Annotated in this window: 13 protein-coding genes; 12 read left to right on the top strand and 1 reads right to left on the bottom strand. The window is 60.3% G+C overall.

Annotated elements, in window-relative coordinates:
- The first annotated feature begins 32 nt into the window (after positions 1-32).
- From ACQZ5Y_RS19890 to ACQZ5Y_RS19875, 4 genes are all read left to right on the top strand, one after another.
- Positions 33-1,568, top strand: coding sequence for an ABC transporter substrate-binding protein (locus tag ACQZ5Y_RS19890; RefSeq protein ID WP_174051067.1), 1,536 nt, complete (start codon positions 33-35; stop codon positions 1,566-1,568).
- A gap of 76 nt (positions 1,569-1,644) precedes the next feature.
- A complete protein-coding gene (locus ACQZ5Y_RS19885) occupies positions 1,645-2,568 on the top strand; it encodes an ABC transporter permease (RefSeq protein ID WP_003499197.1) in 924 nt (307 codons plus the stop codon).
- Between the two features lie 6 nt (positions 2,569-2,574).
- A complete protein-coding gene (locus ACQZ5Y_RS19880) occupies positions 2,575-3,423 on the top strand; it encodes an ABC transporter permease (protein ID WP_004430999.1) in 849 nt (282 codons plus the stop codon).
- Positions 3,424-3,428: 5 nt separating this feature from the next.
- The gene (locus ACQZ5Y_RS19875) at positions 3,429-5,162 is read left to right on the top strand and encodes a M14 family metallopeptidase (protein WP_174060245.1); all 1,734 of its coding nucleotides are present in this window, start codon (positions 3,429-3,431) and stop codon (positions 5,160-5,162) included.
- Between the two features lie 193 nt (positions 5,163-5,355).
- Here the strand turns inward: ACQZ5Y_RS19875 and ACQZ5Y_RS19870 are convergent, their stop codons facing one another.
- Positions 5,356-5,727: a hypothetical protein gene (locus tag ACQZ5Y_RS19870; RefSeq protein ID WP_236763065.1), complete on the bottom strand. Its 372-nt coding sequence runs from the start codon at positions 5,725-5,727 to the stop codon at positions 5,356-5,358.
- Positions 5,728-6,106: 379 nt separating this feature from the next.
- Between ACQZ5Y_RS19870 and ACQZ5Y_RS19865 the strand changes: the two genes are divergently transcribed.
- The 8 genes from ACQZ5Y_RS19865 to iolD all read left to right on the top strand — a co-directional run bounded on the left by ACQZ5Y_RS19865 (position 6,107) and on the right by iolD (position 15,738).
- Positions 6,107-7,279 carry an ABC transporter substrate-binding protein gene (locus ACQZ5Y_RS19865; RefSeq protein WP_025595026.1) on the top strand — a complete coding sequence of 391 codons (1,173 nt, stop codon included), beginning with the start codon at positions 6,107-6,109 and terminating at the stop codon, positions 7,277-7,279.
- A gap of 82 nt (positions 7,280-7,361) precedes the next feature.
- On the top strand, positions 7,362-8,225 hold the full coding sequence (locus tag ACQZ5Y_RS19860) for a branched-chain amino acid ABC transporter permease (protein ID WP_013762353.1): 864 nt from the start codon (positions 7,362-7,364) through the stop codon (positions 8,223-8,225).
- A gap of 1 nt (position 8,226) precedes the next feature.
- Positions 8,227-9,234 (top strand): branched-chain amino acid ABC transporter permease, encoded by a 1,008-nt coding sequence (locus tag ACQZ5Y_RS19855; protein ID WP_174051061.1) that lies wholly within the window; start codon positions 8,227-8,229, stop codon positions 9,232-9,234.
- Positions 9,231-9,995, top strand: a complete 765-nt coding sequence (locus tag ACQZ5Y_RS19850; RefSeq protein WP_065660227.1) for an ABC transporter ATP-binding protein — start codon at positions 9,231-9,233, stop codon at positions 9,993-9,995. The genes ACQZ5Y_RS19855 and ACQZ5Y_RS19850 overlap by 4 nt, the downstream gene beginning before the upstream one ends.
- Positions 9,976-10,692, top strand: a complete 717-nt coding sequence (locus ACQZ5Y_RS19845; protein ID WP_004430985.1) for an ABC transporter ATP-binding protein — start codon at positions 9,976-9,978, stop codon at positions 10,690-10,692. The genes ACQZ5Y_RS19850 and ACQZ5Y_RS19845 overlap by 20 nt, the downstream gene beginning before the upstream one ends.
- Before the next feature lie 320 nt (positions 10,693-11,012).
- Complete coding sequence (locus tag ACQZ5Y_RS19840; RefSeq protein ID WP_004430982.1) at positions 11,013-11,828, top strand: MurR/RpiR family transcriptional regulator; 816 nt, start codon at positions 11,013-11,015, stop codon at positions 11,826-11,828.
- Positions 11,829-11,998: 170 nt separating this feature from the next.
- A complete protein-coding gene (locus ACQZ5Y_RS19835) occupies positions 11,999-13,915 on the top strand; it encodes a bifunctional 5-dehydro-2-deoxygluconokinase/5-dehydro-2-deoxyphosphogluconate aldolase (protein WP_019566984.1) in 1,917 nt (638 codons plus the stop codon).
- A complete protein-coding gene (iolD, locus tag ACQZ5Y_RS19830; RefSeq protein WP_115064187.1) occupies positions 13,912-15,738 on the top strand; it encodes a 3D-(3,5/4)-trihydroxycyclohexane-1,2-dione acylhydrolase (decyclizing) in 1,827 nt (608 codons plus the stop codon). Before ACQZ5Y_RS19835 ends, iolD begins: the two co-directional genes overlap by 4 nt.
- Position 15,739 lies beyond the last annotated feature (1 nt).

Genomic DNA, 15,739 nt, shown 5'->3' with positions numbered 1-15,739 from the left:
AAAACCGTAACCATCTGAAGAGGAACAGGTAGATGACAAAAATCAAAAAGGGGATGACGGCAACGTTCGTCGCGCTTGCGCTGGCCGGCACGGCCTTCACCGCAGCGCCGGCTTTCGCCGCTGGCAAGATGACCATTTCCAGCCCGCAGGACCCCGGCAGCTGGGATCCGATCGACACCTTCCTGGTGCAATGGGCAGCTGTAGCTACCAACATCTTTGATGGCCTGACCTATCGCGGTCCGGACCTGAAACTTGTGCCCGGCCTTGCCGAATCCTGGGAAGAGCTGGATGAAGGCAAGCGCATCCGCTTCAAGCTGCGCCAGAACGTCAAGTTCCATAATGGCGAGCCCTTCAACGCCGCCGCCGTCAAGTTCACCTTCGAGCGCCTTCTCGGCGAACAGGGTGCCAAGGGCCCGCAGCGCTCCAACTATGTCGCCATCGAAAGCGTCGACGTCATCGACGACTACACCGTCGACATGAAGCTCAAGGCCCCCGATCCGGTGCTTCTGACCAAGCTTGCCGGTTATGGCGGCATGATCGTGCCGCCGAAATACATTCAGGAAAAGGGCGAGGACAACTTCAACCTCAACCCGGTCGGCACCGGCGCGTTCAAATTCGTCACCTACGCGCCGAAGACCAACATCAAGCTTGAAGCCAACCCGGATTACTGGGGCGGCGCACCAAAGCTCTCCGAACTGGAATTCCGCTTCATCGCCGAGCCGGCGACCGCGGTTGCCGAATTGCAGGCCGGCCGCGTCGATCTCGTCATTCCTCCCACCATCCCGATTGGCATGATCCCGGTCATCGAAGGCGATTCCAAGCTGGAGATCGTCAGCGTTCCAGGCCCGACGGTGGATGCGCTGCGTTTCAACACTCGTGACGGCATCACCGCTGATCCCAAGGTGCGCAAGGCAATCATCATGGCCGTTGATCGCGGCACGATCGTCAAGTCGATCCTTGCCGGTCAGGCCTCGGAAATCGCCAGCTTCCAGAGCGCGCTGTCCTTCGGCTACGACGCCGATCTGAAGCCGCTGCCTTACGATCCGGAAGGCGCAAAGAAGCTGCTCGCGGAAGCCGGCGTCAAGCCGGGTGCGGCGCTGCAGATCGATATCAGAGGCAACGATGCGACGATGAACGAAGTCGCGCAGGTCATCTCCAGCTATCTGTCCATGGTCGGCATCACCGCCACCATCAAGCCCTATGAGACCAACGTGCTCCTGAACGACATCATCCCGCAGGGCAAGACCGGCGCGATGTTCCAGCAGAAGTGGGGCGGCTGGACCTTCGATTACGACAACACGGCCTATTCCATGTACCACTCGGGTGAAAAGTGGAATCCTTACGACAAGGACGAGAAGCTGGACAAGCTGCTGGAATCGCAGCGCCCGCTGACTGACCGAGCCGAGCGCGAAAAGATCCTCAAGCAAGTCGGCGCCTATGCCGCCGAGCGCGCGCTGGAAATTCCGCTTTACAACACCAATGCCATTTACGGCATCAACAAGCGGGTCAAGGGTTTCGTGGCACCGCCGGATAACCGCCTGAAGCTGACCGACGTCACCGTCGAATAATCAGGCTTATCCTCCCCAAAAGCGCCTTGCCCGCCATCCCGCGGGCAAGGTCGGGTCTCTCTTCAAGGTAAAAAACGTGGCCGGTTTCCTCATCAAGCGATTGCTGCAGGCGATTTTCGTCGTCATCGCCATCACCCTTCTCGTTTCCTTCGCCATCCGCCTGACGGGCGATCCGGCTGTCACCATGTTCCAGGGCGGCGGCAGCATGACGGAAGACGATCTGGCGCGCATTCGTGCGGCGCTTGGAACCGACCGGCCGTTCTTCGTGCAATATTTCAGCTTCCTGAAAGGCCTGGTTACGCTCGATTTCGGCCGCAGCTTCACTGGCAGCACGCCGGTATCACGGCTCATCGCCGATGCCCTGCCCGCCACGCTGCTTCTCGCCTTCATCTCCATGGCGGTGTCGATTGCGCTTTCCATTCCGCTCGGCATCAAGGCCGCGACCTCGCGCGGCAAGACGGCCGATCAGGTGATCCGTATCTTCTCGCTCGTCGGCCTGTCATTCCCCAATTTCTGGCTGGCCACCATGCTGGTGCTGCTTTTCTCCATCACGCTCGGCTGGCTGCCGCCAAGCGGCATGGGCGGCTTTGCAAGCTACATCATGCCATCGGTCACCATGGGCGTTATCCTGACGGCTACCAATGTGCGTCTGGTGCGCACGGCGATGCTCGATACGCTGCGCTCGCAATATGTCATGGTGGCGCGCGCCAAGGGCCTCAGCGAAAACAAGGTGCTCTACAAGCATGCGCTGCGTAACTGCGCCATTCCGCTGATTACCTATTTCGGCCTGCAATTCGGCGGACTTCTCGGCGGCATCGTCGTCATCGAGCGCGTCTTCAACTGGCCGGGTCTCGGCACGCTCGCCTTCGATGCGGTGGGCGCGCGCGACTATCCCGTGCTTCAGGCCGTCATCACCGTGCTGTCGCTGATGATCGTCGGCATCAACCTTCTGGTCGATATCGCCTACGGGCTGGTCGATCCGCGCATCCGCACGGAGTAATTGACGATGGCTGCCAAAACCTCGCGCCTGTCGCGCTTCAACAATCTCGAATTCATCCTCGGCGCCCTGCTTACCGTCGTCATCTGCCTTGCCGTTCTTCTTTCCGACGTGCTGTTTCCGGGCGGTGCCGAAAAGATCGACCTGATGGCGCGCCTTGCCAAGCCCTTCACTAGCGCCGCCCATCCGCTCGGCACCGATCCGCTCGGCCGTGACGTACTGGCCCGTGTCGTGGCCGGCGGCAAGATTTCGCTGCTCGTCGGTTTCACCTCGGTCATCGGGGCCGTGGTCTTCGGCGTGATCGTCGGCCTGGTCGCCGGTTATTATCGCGGCTTCTGGGACATGCTGGTCATGCGCTTTGCCGATATCCAGCTCGCCATGCCCTTCATTCTCTTGGCCATCACCTTCATCGCAATTGTTGGCGGCAGCCTCACCAACACCATCATCCTCCTGATCGTCTCGCAATGGGTACAATATGCCCGTCTGGTGCGCGGCTCGGTGCTGACGCTGCGCGAACGGGAATTCATCCTGTCCGCCCGCGCCATTGGCGTGAAGGACTGGCGCATCATTCTCCAGCACCTTCTGCCGAACCTGATCGGCCCGGTCATCGTGCTGATGACGCTCAACGTCGCCAACAACATCCTGCTGGAAAGCAGCCTCACCTTCCTCGGCCTCGGTGTCGATCCGACCATTCCGAGCTGGGGCGGCATGCTGGCGGATGGCCGCACCTATCTGCAGACGGCATGGTGGGTCAGCGTCTTCCCCGGTCTTGCCATCCTTCTGACCGTGCTTGGCCTCAACCTTCTCGGTGACTGGCTGCGCGACAGCCTCGACCCCACCGGCAGAACCTCAAGGTGATCGTGATGAGCCAGATTTTCGACCAGACCTTCAAGCGTACTCTGGATGTGCTTCTCGCCAACTCCGCGCCCGGCCAGTCCTTCGAGGCATGGACGTTCGATGACGCCAAAAGCCGCCGCGAAGCCGAAGAAAGGCTGAAGAAAAAAGGCGTCAGTGCCCGCATCCGCAGCGCCTACAAGCCGCTTCTCTTCACCTTTCTGGAAGAGATCAATCTTGGTGGCGTCGATGCCATCGAGGTGCATTACCCGGTGCACGCCAATGCACCCGCCAATCGTTTCCGGCTGGAGGCCTATCCGCTGGCGGCACTAGCCGGCGACGCGAAGATCGATTTTATCGCCCGCGACGACGACGCCCTTCATTATGACGTTACGCTGAGCCGCAACGGCAAGAAGGAAACCCTGAAGGTTCTCGCTCCCAACCGCGTTCATACCGATATCGTCGGCGAAACCAATGTCTCGCCAACCGGCTGGTTCCGTCCGGCCGGTGACACTACGGGCGAGCGGCTGGAGACGGATTACGAGCAGCTTTTCGAAGCGGCAATCAATGCCGTTGCCAATCACGGCTGGGACGATGAGGAACCCTATTTCGAGGAATTGAACATCCGCGTCACGCACCCGTCCGAAGACATGGCGCTGCCGGTCGGGGACGAGGTGATCAGCCTGCGTGAAGCGCTGCACGAGGATTTCTATTTCTCCCTCCTGGAATTCTTCCAGAAGAAGTCCGGCCGGCCGCTGGGCGACCGGGGCCTGAAACCCGGCCAGATCGTTCCGGAAGTCGTCAAAAGCAACGGCGACGTTTCGGTCCGTATCGAGACCCGTGCACTCACCACCACTTTCCTGGATGGCGGCGAACAGCGGATCGACGAGGCCCGCGAACCGGTGGCGGCGGGTCAGATCGCGCGTATGCTTGCCGAGATCGGCGGCGAGGCGTTCGAGGCCCGCTCGCGGTCGGGCCGCGTTCTTGCCGCCCGTTATGTCGCGGGCAGCGATGCCGCCGTGATGATCAGCGGCGGCCAGCATCCCAATGAAACCACCGGCATCGTTGGCGCCGTCCGCGCCGCCCGCAAACTTGCGGAAAGACAGGGCGCGCATTTCACCATTTCGCCGCTGGAAAACCCCGATGGTTATGCCCTGCACCAGCGGCTGCGCGCCGACAATCCACGCCACATGCACCATGCGGCGCGGTACACGGCGCTCGGCGACGATCTCGAATATCGCACGCGGGAAAATTCGGGCGTCCATCTCAACGAGAAGGCAATCCGTTTCAGCGCGCAGGAGATGAGCGGCGCGAGCCTGCATGTGAACCTGCACGGTTATCCCTCGCACGAATGGACCCGTCCGCTTTCCGGTTATGTGCCGCGCAATTTCGCCATGTGGACGCTGCCGAAGGGCTTTTTCCTGATCATCCGCCACCATGCGGATTGGGAAAAGCAGGCGGAAGCCCTGCTCGACCGGGTTACCCGCCATCTCGGCGCCATTCCGGGCCTGCTGGATTACAACAACCGCCAGATCGCGCTTTATGAGATTCACGCCGGTGAAACCGGTTTCCGCATCATCAACGGTTTCCCGTGCCTGTCGTCCATCGACGACCGCCACACAGTGCCGATGACGCTGATTACCGAATATCCTGATGAGACGATCTACGGCGATGACTTTATCACCGGCCACACGGCGCAGATGGAAACGGTTCTTTCCGCTTACGACGCCTGGCAGGATATTTTCGTCGCGGACGTTGCCTGATTTCGAAGCGCCCCCGATTGGGGGCCTCAGAATGATGGCGAAGTCCCGAATCCCTCGTCCGTCATGCTTGGGCTTGTCCGGAGCAGCTGCAACGTCTTGATCTAGTTGGACGTGATTGGATCCTTGGGGCAATCCAGCGATGACGCCGGGTGTGAGGGAGCTTTGTCATCACCCTCAGTTGCCCTTGTACGGCTTACTTCTCAGCCGTGGCGGCAAGCTTCTTTTCCTGCTGCTTCTGCAAAAGCCGCTTGCCCTTGCTCAAAATATGCAGATTGGCGGCATCAAGTTTGTTATATCCGGCCTGGATAATATCGAGATCGGCGACGTGACCGATTGCTGCCAGTTCATGCATCACGTCGCCAACAGCGACATCGACGCTCGGCTTCGGCAGGTGCACAACATCTTCCACCGCGGCGCGCATGCCATCCGCCTCGCCGCCCATGACGTGATACAGCGCCAGCGCCTTGCGGAGAAAAGCTTCGCGGCGCTCGATCTTGTTGTTGAGTATACTGTCGCCAACGCGATTCCGTATAAGATCAACGGCTTTATTCTGGTATTCGCCCATCAAGACACCAAATGAAATTCAAAATATGCTTCGGGAGACTACGGGCAATCCCCTTAGAACTGGTTAAGGCACCGGGATTACGTGCATATTATCGTCATTTTCCGGCCCCGTGGCGCAGGGCATTTTTCATAACGGCGACATTTGGAAGCAGCATGCTGAAACGGGACCATTCGTGATGGCTGCAGCGGCTGCGGCAATTGAGAATCGCCAGACTATCCCTATTGTATGATCCAATATCGAGCAGAACCGGGTAAGGCGGCGATCCATAACCATCAGGTTATTTATTGCCCCCTTTTTTTCATTTTACTTTGGCCATCGCACTTACCAGTTTGACTGGCTGGATCGGTGGAGGGAGCCACGGATCAATTGGGAGGAAATCATGAAATTACGGATCACCGCCGCAATCGCGGCCATCTGCTTCAGTTCCGTTGCCTATGCCGAGACGATCAAGGTCGGCGTGGTCGGCCCGTTCTCCGGCCCCTTCGCGCTGCAGGGCAAGAACTTCAAGGCTGGCATAGACGCCTGGTTTTCGCTTCACGGCAACAAGGTGGGCAATGACACTGTCGAAGTCGTCTACCGCGATGTGCCGCAGGCCGATCCGGCGCAATCCAAGGCGTTGGCGCAGGAGCTGGTTGTAAAGGAAGGCGTGCAATATCTCGCGGGCTTCTATTTTACGCCCGACGCCATGGCGGTTACGCCACTGCTGAAACAGGGCAATGTGCCCATGGTCATCATGAATGCGGCCACATCGGCCATCGTTACCAAAAGCCCCTACGTGGTGCGCACCTCGTTCACGACATGGCAGACATCCACGCCCATCGCCAAGGTGGCTTTCGATGGCGGCGTCAAGAAGGTCATTTCGCTGGTCAGCGATTACGGCCCGGGCGTTGACGCGGAGAACGCCTTCAAGGCAGCCTTCACCGCCGCTGGCGGCGAAGTTGTGGAAAGCATTCGCATGCCGCTTTCCACCAATGATTTCAGCCCCATCATGCAGCGCGTGAAGGATTCCGGCGCACAAGGCGTCTTCGCCTTCCTGCCCTCCGGCCCGACGACGCTCGGCTTCGTGAAGGCCTTCAACGACAACGGCCTGAAATCATCAGGCATCAAGCTTTTCGCGCCGGGCGATCTTACACAGGAATCGGATCTGCCGGCCCTTGGCGAAGCAGCACTCGGCATGCAGACTACCTTCCACTATGCCGTCTCCCACGATTCAGCCGAAAACAAGACCTTCGTGGAGGCCGCAACCAAGGCCATTGGCAATCAGAAGGAACTGTCCTTCCCCGCAGTCGGCGCGTTTGACGGCATGTACGTCATCACCAAGATGATCGAGGCGACCGGCGGCAAACAGGATGCGGAAAAGGCTGTCGAGGCGGTGAAGGGTCTTTCCTGGACAAGCCCGCGCGGCCCTGTCAGCATCGATCCGCAGAGCCGCCACATCACGCAGAACATCTATCTGCGCGAAGTCTCCAAGGGCGATGACGGCAATTATTACAACAAGGAAGTCCAGACTTTCGAAAAACAGGGCGATCCGGGCCTTGCCGCCGCCAAGTAAGCATTGAGACGGAAATGACCGGCGCCGCCTTTTGCGGGCGGCTCCGGCAAGCGCGCAATCGCATCGGGAGGAGCTTTCGAACATGCAGACGGTCTTCAGCATCCTTGTCGATGCGCTTGCCTATGGCATGGTGCTTTTCATCATCTCCATCGGCCTATCCGTGACAATGGGGCTGATGCGTGTGGTCAATCTCGCCCACGGCGCCTTCGCCATGATCGGCGGGTATCTCGCCTCCTATGCCGCCCATGGCCTCGGCCTTGGTTACGCGGCGGCAATCCTCGTTGCGATTGTCGGCACCATCGTGATCGCCATACCGCTTGAACGGTTTCTCTACCGGCGCATCTACGGCGCACCTGAACTGACGCAGGTGCTGATGACCATCGGCATCACCTTCTGCATCATCGGCATCGCCAATTTCGTGTTCGGGCCAACGCTCAAAACCATTCCGCTGCCGCAGGAACTGGCCGGTCCCACCGATCTCGGGTTTCGCACCATCGCCACCCACCGCATCTTCGCCATCGTCGCTGGCCTCGTGGTGGCGGCGGCACTTTGGTTCACGTTCGAAAAGACCGCCTTCGGCATCAAGTTGCGGGCAGCGGTGGACAATGCGGCCATGGCAGCAGCCCTCGGCGTGCGCACCGAAATCATCTATGCCGTAAGCTTCGCCATCGCCGTCGGCCTTGCCGCCATGGGCGGCGTCATCGGCGCAGAATTGCTGCCGGTCGAACCCTATTATGCGCTGCGCTACATGGTCACCTTCCTGGTGGTCGTATCCGTCGGCGGCGCAGGCTCGATCCCCGGCGCGCTGATTGCCTGTCTGCTGCTCGGCGCCATCGATACGACCGGGCGGTATCTTGCCCCCGAATACGGCGAATTCTTCTTCTATCTGGCGGTCATCGTGATCATCACGCTGTTTCCGCGCGGCCTTCTTGGAAGGGCGAAATGAGATGGCGGTGCTCATGAACGACCTCACTGAAACGGCAAAACCGCCGAAGGCCCGCTCGCCCCTGCGCGCGATTGGCGGTCCGCTGCTCATCATCATCGCCGCCATCGCCGGTTACTTCCTGTTTCCGGATAATCTGGCGCTGTTGACGCGTATCATCGCGATAGCGCTTCTCGTGCTCTCCATCGATCTCGTTACCGGCTATTGTGGCGTGGCGACACTTGGCCATGCGGCCCTGTTCGGTGCCGGCGCCTATGCCGCCGGCATTGCCGCTGCCCACTACGGTATCACCGACCCGCTTTTCATGACCCTCATCGGCGCAGCAGTGGGCGGCATCGCGGGATTGCTGTCCGGCACCATTCTGTTGCGCGCGCACGGCCTGCCGCAACTGGTGCTGTCCATCGCCGTCGTCCATCTTTTCCATGAGGCGGCCAACAAGGCGTCGGACTGGACGGGCGGCAGCGACGGGCTTGCCGGCGTCTCGCCCGATGCGCTGTTCGGCACCTTCGAATTCGATCTTTACGGCCGCACCGCCTATATCTACGGCGTCTGCCTGCTGCTTCTGGTTTTTCTGGCACTTCGCGTCGTCGTCAATTCGCCCTTCGGCATGCTGTGTCGCGGCGTCAAGCAGGACAGCATCCGCATTCAGGCCATGGGCGGTTCGGTCAATGGCACGATTTTGAAGATGTTCGTGATATCAGGCATCGTTGCCGGAATCGGCGGCGCGCTGAACGCCATCTCCACGCAGGTGGTCGGCCTCGACAGCCTCAGCTTCACGCTGTCTGCCGAAGCGCTGGTCATGCTGGTTCTCGGTGGCGCGGGCTCGCTTTATGGCGCGCTGATCGGCACCGTCACCTTCATGTGGTTCGAGGACGTCGTTTCCGCCGCCAACCCGTTCCACTGGCTCACAATCGTCGGCCTGCTTCTGATCGCCGTCGTGCTGTTTGCGCCGCGCGGCCTTTATGGCGCGGGCGAACAAATCATCGCGCGCCTGAGGGGAGATCGCAAATGAGCGCCATTTTCGAAGTTTCCGGCCTGCAGAAAAATTTCGGCGGTCTCGTCGTTACCAACAATGTCTCGCTGTCGCTTTCGCCCGGAGATCGCACCGTGCTGATCGGGCCCAACGGCGCCGGCAAGACCACCTTCGTCAACCTCGTTACCGGAAACATCAAGCCATCCGCCGGAACCGTGCGGATTGCCGGAGAAGACGTGACGGGGCTCAGCGCCAGTCAGCGCGTGAAGCGCGGACTTGTCCGCTCGTTTCAGGTGACGCGACTGTTCCAGGACATGACGCCGGAGGAACATGTCGCACTCGCCATTCTGCAAAGGGAAGGCAGGACGGGCCGGATTTTCGGCCGTTACCGCTCCATGCCAACGGTGATGAGCGAGGCGCGCGACATTCTCGGAACGCTTGGCCTGCTTGCCATCGCCGAAACCCGCGTCCGTGAAATCGCCTATGGCCAGCAGCGGCTCATCGAGATCGCACTTGCCATGGCGCTCAAGCCCAAAATCCTGCTGCTTGATGAACCTGCCGCCGGCGTTCCCTCGACGGAAACGGCGCGTATCGAACAGGCGCTCGATCGCCTGCCCGCCGACCTCGCCATATTGATGATCGAACACGACATGGATCTGGTCTTCCGTTTCGCCAGACGTGTGGTCGTGCTCGCCGCAGGCGCCGTCATATTCGACGGTTCGCCTGGCGAAGTCACCAGCAACGCAGAAGTCCGCCAAGCCTATCTCGGAAGTTACGCCAATGCCCGCAGCGCCGCTTGAAATCGCCAACCTGACCGCCGGTTACGGCCCCACCCGTGTCATCGAGGGTCTGTCGCTCTCCGTTCCCGCCGGTTCGCGTTTCGCGGTGCTCGGACGTAACGGCGTTGGCAAGACAAGCCTGTTTGCCACGCTTGCCGGGCAGACGAAACGATTTGCCGGTGATATCCATCTCGGCGGGCAGGACATCACCGCCCTGCCGAGTGCTGCCCGCGCCCTCGCCGGTCTCGGTTACGTGCCGCAAACCCGCGATGTCTTTCCGACACTCACAGTCGAAGAAAACCTCTTCGTCGGCCTCAAGGGCCGGCCGAAATCGGCCATCGAGGAAGCCTACACGCTGTTTCCGCGCCTGAAGGAAAGACGCCGCAATCTCGGCTCGCAACTCTCCGGTGGCGAGCAGCAGATGCTTTCCACCGCCCGCACCATCCTCGGCCAGCCGCAGGTGCTGCTTCTCGATGAACCCCTCGAAGGTCTCGCCCCTGTTATCTGCGAGGAACTGATGGCGGCCTTCTCGAAACTCGCGCAATCGGGCGAAATGACCATTCTTCTCATCGAACAGCGCATCCAGATGGCCATCGACTTCGCCGACCACGCCATCATCATGGAACGCGGCCGCATCGTCTGGTCAGGACCGTCCGACGATCTTGCGGCGAACCCGGATATTGTTGATACGCATCTTGGCGTGGGTGGATTGCACTGAGTCCATCTCGCTGAAAACCAGAAGAGTTTTCGGTTGGAACGGCTTTTAGAGTAAGCGACCGCAGGCGCGCCTACATCTCCCCCTCATTCCTGTGCTTGTCACAGGAATCCAGCCAGCCCAAGTCCTTGGGCTTAAAGAACTCTCTCGCCGCGGGGACGCGCGTCGACTGGATCCCTGTGACAAGCACAGGGATGAGGAGAATATGCTGGCTACTCCTGTCCCTACTCTCACCCATCAATCATATCTCAAAAAACACAATGGAATAAAAATTCCATTGCAGTTAAAGTGCACACGATTTCAATCTGCACAAAGGAACGACAATGACGGCAATCGATGCGCCAGACTCCGTGAAGGCTTTTGAGGAGCGGTTGCTTCAGGTCGCGGAAGGCCTGCCGAAACGATTACGTCAATGTGCAGATTATGTCGCGTCCAATCAGGATCGCATTGCCGTTTCCACGGTCGCCGAAATGGCAGAAGGTGCCGGCGTGCAGCCGTCTGCATTCATGCGCTTTTGCCAGATCATGGGTTTTTCCGGCTTTTCGGAGATGCAGCGCCTGTTTCGCGATTCCTATGTCGGCGGCTGGCCGGATTATGCGACCCGGCTGGACCACCTGCGCGAAAAGGGCGACGAGAGCGCGTCGGGCCTGTTGGCGGAGTTCGTGGAGGCTGGCCGTTCTTCATTGGAAATGCTGCTGAAATCGGTCGATACACGGCAGCTTGACGAGGCGGTCTCGGCGCTGGCACAGGCGCGCACCGTGCATATCATCGGTTTGCGGCGCTCCTTCCCCATTGCCAGTTACCTCGCTTACGCCTTCGAGAAAATGAAGGTACCTGCGGTTTTGCACAGCGCCGTCGGTGGCCTCGGCAACCTCAGCGCCATCTCCCGCGACGATGCGCTGATTGCGATCACCTTCTCCCCCTATTCGGCTGAAACGCTGGAACTGGCGGAAATGGCCCGCGCCAACGGCATTCCCGTTGTCGCCATGTCCGATTCGGCCGTCAATCCGCTGCGCAAGTCCGGCGCGACGCTGCTCACGGTGACGGAAATCGATTTTGGTGCATTTCGCTCGCTTTCCGCCACGCTCTGTCTCGCCATCACACTCGCTGTCGCTGTGGGAACACGCAAAACAGCCTGAATATTTTTATTGAAAACATAAAAAATAGAATTTATGATCCAAATTCATGAAACGGGCATTCCATAATTGTCCGTCTCGTGAATGCACCCGAAGGTGGTGAGACAGAAAGTGGGCGGAGGAGGCCCACTGGCATCAGGCTCCCTCAATGCGGGGTCCGAAGGAGGAAGCTTTTGAAAAAACTTGACCTTATCACGATCGGGCGCTCGTCGGTCGACCTTTATGGTTCGCAGGTCGGCGGCCGGCTGGAGGACATGGCCTCCTTTGCCAAATATATTGGCGGCTCTCCCACCAATATTGCGGCCGGCGCTGCGCGGCTCGGCCTTGCCAGTGCCGTCATCACCCGCGTTGGTGACGAGCATATGGGCCGCTTCATCCGTGAACAGCTGGTGCGCGAAGGCGTGGACGTACGCGGCGTGAAAACCGACCCGGAGCGGTTGACGGCGCTGGTGCTTCTCGGCATTCGCGACCAGAACCAGTTTCCGCTGATTTTCTATCGCGAGAACTGTGCCGACATGGCGCTCAGCGAAGACGACATCGATCCCGCCTTTATTGCCGAAGCAGGCTGTGTCTGCGCCACCGGCACGCATCTGTCGCATCCGAAGACGGAAGCGGCCGTACTGAAGGCGCTGAAACTTGCCCGCGAAAACGGTGCGAAAACAGCGCTCGACATCGACTATCGACCCAATCTCTGGGGTGTTGCCGGCCATGGCGATGGCGAAAGCCGCTTCGTGGAATCGCAGAAGGTCACCGCCAAGCTGCAATCCACCCTGCATCTCTTCGATCTGATTGTAGGCACGGAAGAAGAATTCCACATTGCCGGCGGCTCGACCGATACGCTGGCCGCACTGAATGCCGTACGCAAGGTGTCGAACGCGACGCTGGTGTGCAAGCGTGGCCCGATGGGTGCTTCGGTTTTCGCCGGCGAAATTCCGGCGAGCCTGGACGATGGCGAGACGGGCGAAGGTTTCCCGATCGAGGTCTTCAATGTTCTCGGCGCGGGCGATGGTTTCATGGCCGGGCTTTTCCGTGGCTGGCTGCGCGGCGAGGACTGGCCGACGACGCTGAAATACGCCAATGCCTGTGGCGCCTTTGCCGTTTCCCGCCACGGCTGCACGCCCGCCTATCCGAGTTGGGAAGAGCTGCAATATTTCTTCAAGGCCGGCATCCGCAACAAGGCGCTGCGCAAGGATGAGGCGCTGGAACAGGTGCATTGGTCAACCAATCGCAAGGGCGAATGGGACACAATGCGCGTCTTCGCCTTCGACCATCGCATGCAACTGGAAGCGATCGCCGACGAACTCGGCATTAAACATGAGCGCATCGGCGCCTTCAAGAAGCTCTGCCTCGAGGCCGCGCAAACGGTCGCCGGTGGCAAGGCGGGTTACGGCATTCTCTGCGATGGCCGCCTCGGACGCGATGCGCTTTTCGCAGCCAGCGGCTCCGGTCTGTGGATAGGCCGGCCGGTGGAATGGCCGGGTTCGCGCCCGCTGACGCTGGAACCGGAACTCGGCAAGGATTTCGGCGGGCTTTCCGAATGGCCGCTGGAAAATGTCGTCAAGGTTCTGTGCTTCTATCACCCGGATGATACCGACGAAATGCGCGCCGCGCAGGAGGAGACGGTGATGCGTCTGTTCCAGGCGACACGCCGCAACCGGTTGGAAATGCTGCTCGAGGTCATTCCCTCCAAGGTCGGCCCGACCGACGATCTGACCGCCGCGCGCATCATCGAACGCTTCTACGAGATCGGCGTTTATCCCGACTGGTGGAAACTGGAGCCGATGAAAACCAGAGCCGCCTGGAAAAATGCCTGCGACGCCGTGCATCGCAACGATCCTTACGTGCGCGGCATCGTCGTTCTTGGTCTCGACGCACCGCAAAGCGAGCTGGAGGAGAGCTTCCGCCTTGCCGCCGGTTTCGATCTGGTCAAAGGTTTCGCGGTTGGCCGCACGATTTTCGCCGACGCCGCGCGGGGTTGGCTCGGTGGCAAGATCACCGATGAGGAAGCGGTGAAGGACATGGCGCAGCGCTATACCAGCCTGTGCCGCATATGGGATGAGGCGCGCGCCAAAAAGGGAGAGGCAGCGTGAAGACAATCAGATTGACGGCTGCGCAGGCTATGGTTCGTTACCTCGCCGCGCAGATGAATGAGCATGGCGAGACCTATATTGCCGGTGTCTGGGCCATCTTCGGCCATGGCAATGTCGCCGGCATCGGCGAGGCGCTTTATGGCATTCGTGAGGAACTGCCGACCTATCGCGGCCAGAACGAGCAATCCATGGCGCATGCGGCGATTGCCTATTCCAAGCAGCTGCGTCGCCGGCGGGCAATGGCGGTCACCTCCTCTATCGGCCCCGGTGCTGCCAACATGGTAACAGCGGCAGCGCTCGCCCATGTCAACCGCCTGCCGGTTCTTCTCATCCCCGGCGATGTCTTCGCCAATCGCGGTCCCGACCCCGTGCTCCAGCAGCTGGAGGATTTCGGCGACGGCACGATGACGGTGAATGACTGCTTCCGCCCGGTTAGCCGTTATTTCGACCGTATCATGCGCCCGGAACAATTGCTGACCGCCCTTCCCCGCGCCATGCGCACCATGACGGACCCGGCCGATTGCGGCCCGGTAACGCTGGCCTTCTGCCAGGACGTGCAGGCGGAAGCTTACGATTATCCCGTCAGCTTCTTTGAAAAGCGCGTCTGGCGTCAACGCCGCCCGGAACCGGATGTGGTGGAATTCGAAGAGGCCGTCGCCGCGCTGAAGGCTGCGAAGAACCCCGTCATCGTTGCCGGCGGCGGTGTGCATTTTTCCGGCGCCACCGAAACGCTGAAGCGTTTTGCGGAAACCCATTCCATCCCGGTCGTCGAAACCCAGGCCGGCAAATCGGCACTGGCGTGGGATCACGATCTCAATTTCGGCCCGGTCGGCGTCACGGGTGCCGAAAGCGCCAATATCATAAGCGAGAAAGCCGATCTGGTGTTCGGCGTCGGCACCCGCTTTCAGGACTTTACCACCGGTTCCTGGGCGCTGTTCAAGAACCCGGACCGCAAGATCCTCGCCCTCAACGTGCAGCCCTATGACAGCGCCAAGCATGATGCGATCAGCCTGACGGCGGATGCGAAGATCGGTCTCGAAAAACTGTCGGCCGCCCTTGGCAGCCACCGCTTCACGGCACCGGATGCCAAGCTCAAGGCGGCATGGTTCGAGAAGGCCGATGCCGATACGGCAGCACCGGGTGAGGACAATGCCAACAGCCTGCCCACCGACATGCAGGTGATCGGCGCCGTACAGCGCCAGTCGCGCGACAATACCGTCGTCATGTGCGCGGCGGGCACCATGCCGGGTGAGCTGCACCAGTTGTGGAAATCCAAGCTGCCGCTTTCCTATCACATGGAATACGGCTTCTCCTGCATGGGCTATGAGGTTGCCGGCGGCCTCGGCATCAAGATGGCGGAACCGGACCGGGACGTGATCGTCATGGTCGGCGACGGCTCCTATATGATGATGAATTCCGAGCTTGCGACATCGGTTGCCATGGGCGTCAAGATCACCCTCGTCATCACCGATAACAGGGGTTACGGCTGCATCAACCGGCTGCAAATGGAAACCGGCGGCGCGGAGTTCAACAACCTCTACGCCCACACCAACGTCAACCCCATCGCCATCGACTTCGTCGCCCATGCCGGCTCTATGGGCGCGGATGCGCGCAAGGTTTCCACCATCGCCGAGCTGGAAGCGGCGCTTGCGTCCGCTCGCGAATCCAGCCGCACGACTGTCATCGTCATCGATACCGACCCCTATCCGACCCCGCAGGCCGGTGGCCACTGGTGGGATGTGGCGGTACCCGAAGTTTCCGACCGGGCCGAAATCGGACCGGCGCGCGCGCGCTACGAAAACCATATCAAGGAAAGACAGTAAG

The organism is Agrobacterium sp. A3-95 (genome assembly GCF_053521785.1).
The sequence above is the reverse complement of the archived record's forward strand: the minus strand, read 5'-3'. Positions and strand labels throughout refer to the sequence as shown.

Bases quoted from the DNA above. Each gene is read 5' to 3' on its own strand.
- ACQZ5Y_RS19865 (WP_025595026.1), top strand. From the start codon at position 6,107: ATGAAATTACGGATCACCGCCGCAATCGCGGCCATCTGCTTCAGTTCC.
- ACQZ5Y_RS19845 (WP_004430985.1), top strand. From the start codon at position 9,976: ATGCCCGCAGCGCCGCTTGAAATCGCCAACCTGACCGCCGGTTACGGC.
- ACQZ5Y_RS19875 (WP_174060245.1), top strand. From the start codon at position 3,429: ATGAGCCAGATTTTCGACCAGACCTTCAAGCGTACTCTGGATGTGCTT.
- ACQZ5Y_RS19880 (WP_004430999.1), top strand. From the start codon at position 2,575: ATGGCTGCCAAAACCTCGCGCCTGTCGCGCTTCAACAATCTCGAATTC.
- ACQZ5Y_RS19860 (WP_013762353.1), top strand. From the start codon at position 7,362: ATGCAGACGGTCTTCAGCATCCTTGTCGATGCGCTTGCCTATGGCATG.
- ACQZ5Y_RS19840 (WP_004430982.1), top strand. From the start codon at position 11,013: ATGACGGCAATCGATGCGCCAGACTCCGTGAAGGCTTTTGAGGAGCGG.
- ACQZ5Y_RS19870 (WP_236763065.1), bottom strand. From the start codon at position 5,727: ATGGGCGAATACCAGAATAAAGCCGTTGATCTTATACGGAATCGCGTT.
- ACQZ5Y_RS19890 (WP_174051067.1), top strand. From the start codon at position 33: ATGACAAAAATCAAAAAGGGGATGACGGCAACGTTCGTCGCGCTTGCG.
- ACQZ5Y_RS19850 (WP_065660227.1), top strand. From the start codon at position 9,231: ATGAGCGCCATTTTCGAAGTTTCCGGCCTGCAGAAAAATTTCGGCGGT.
- ACQZ5Y_RS19855 (WP_174051061.1), top strand. From the start codon at position 8,227: ATGGCGGTGCTCATGAACGACCTCACTGAAACGGCAAAACCGCCGAAG.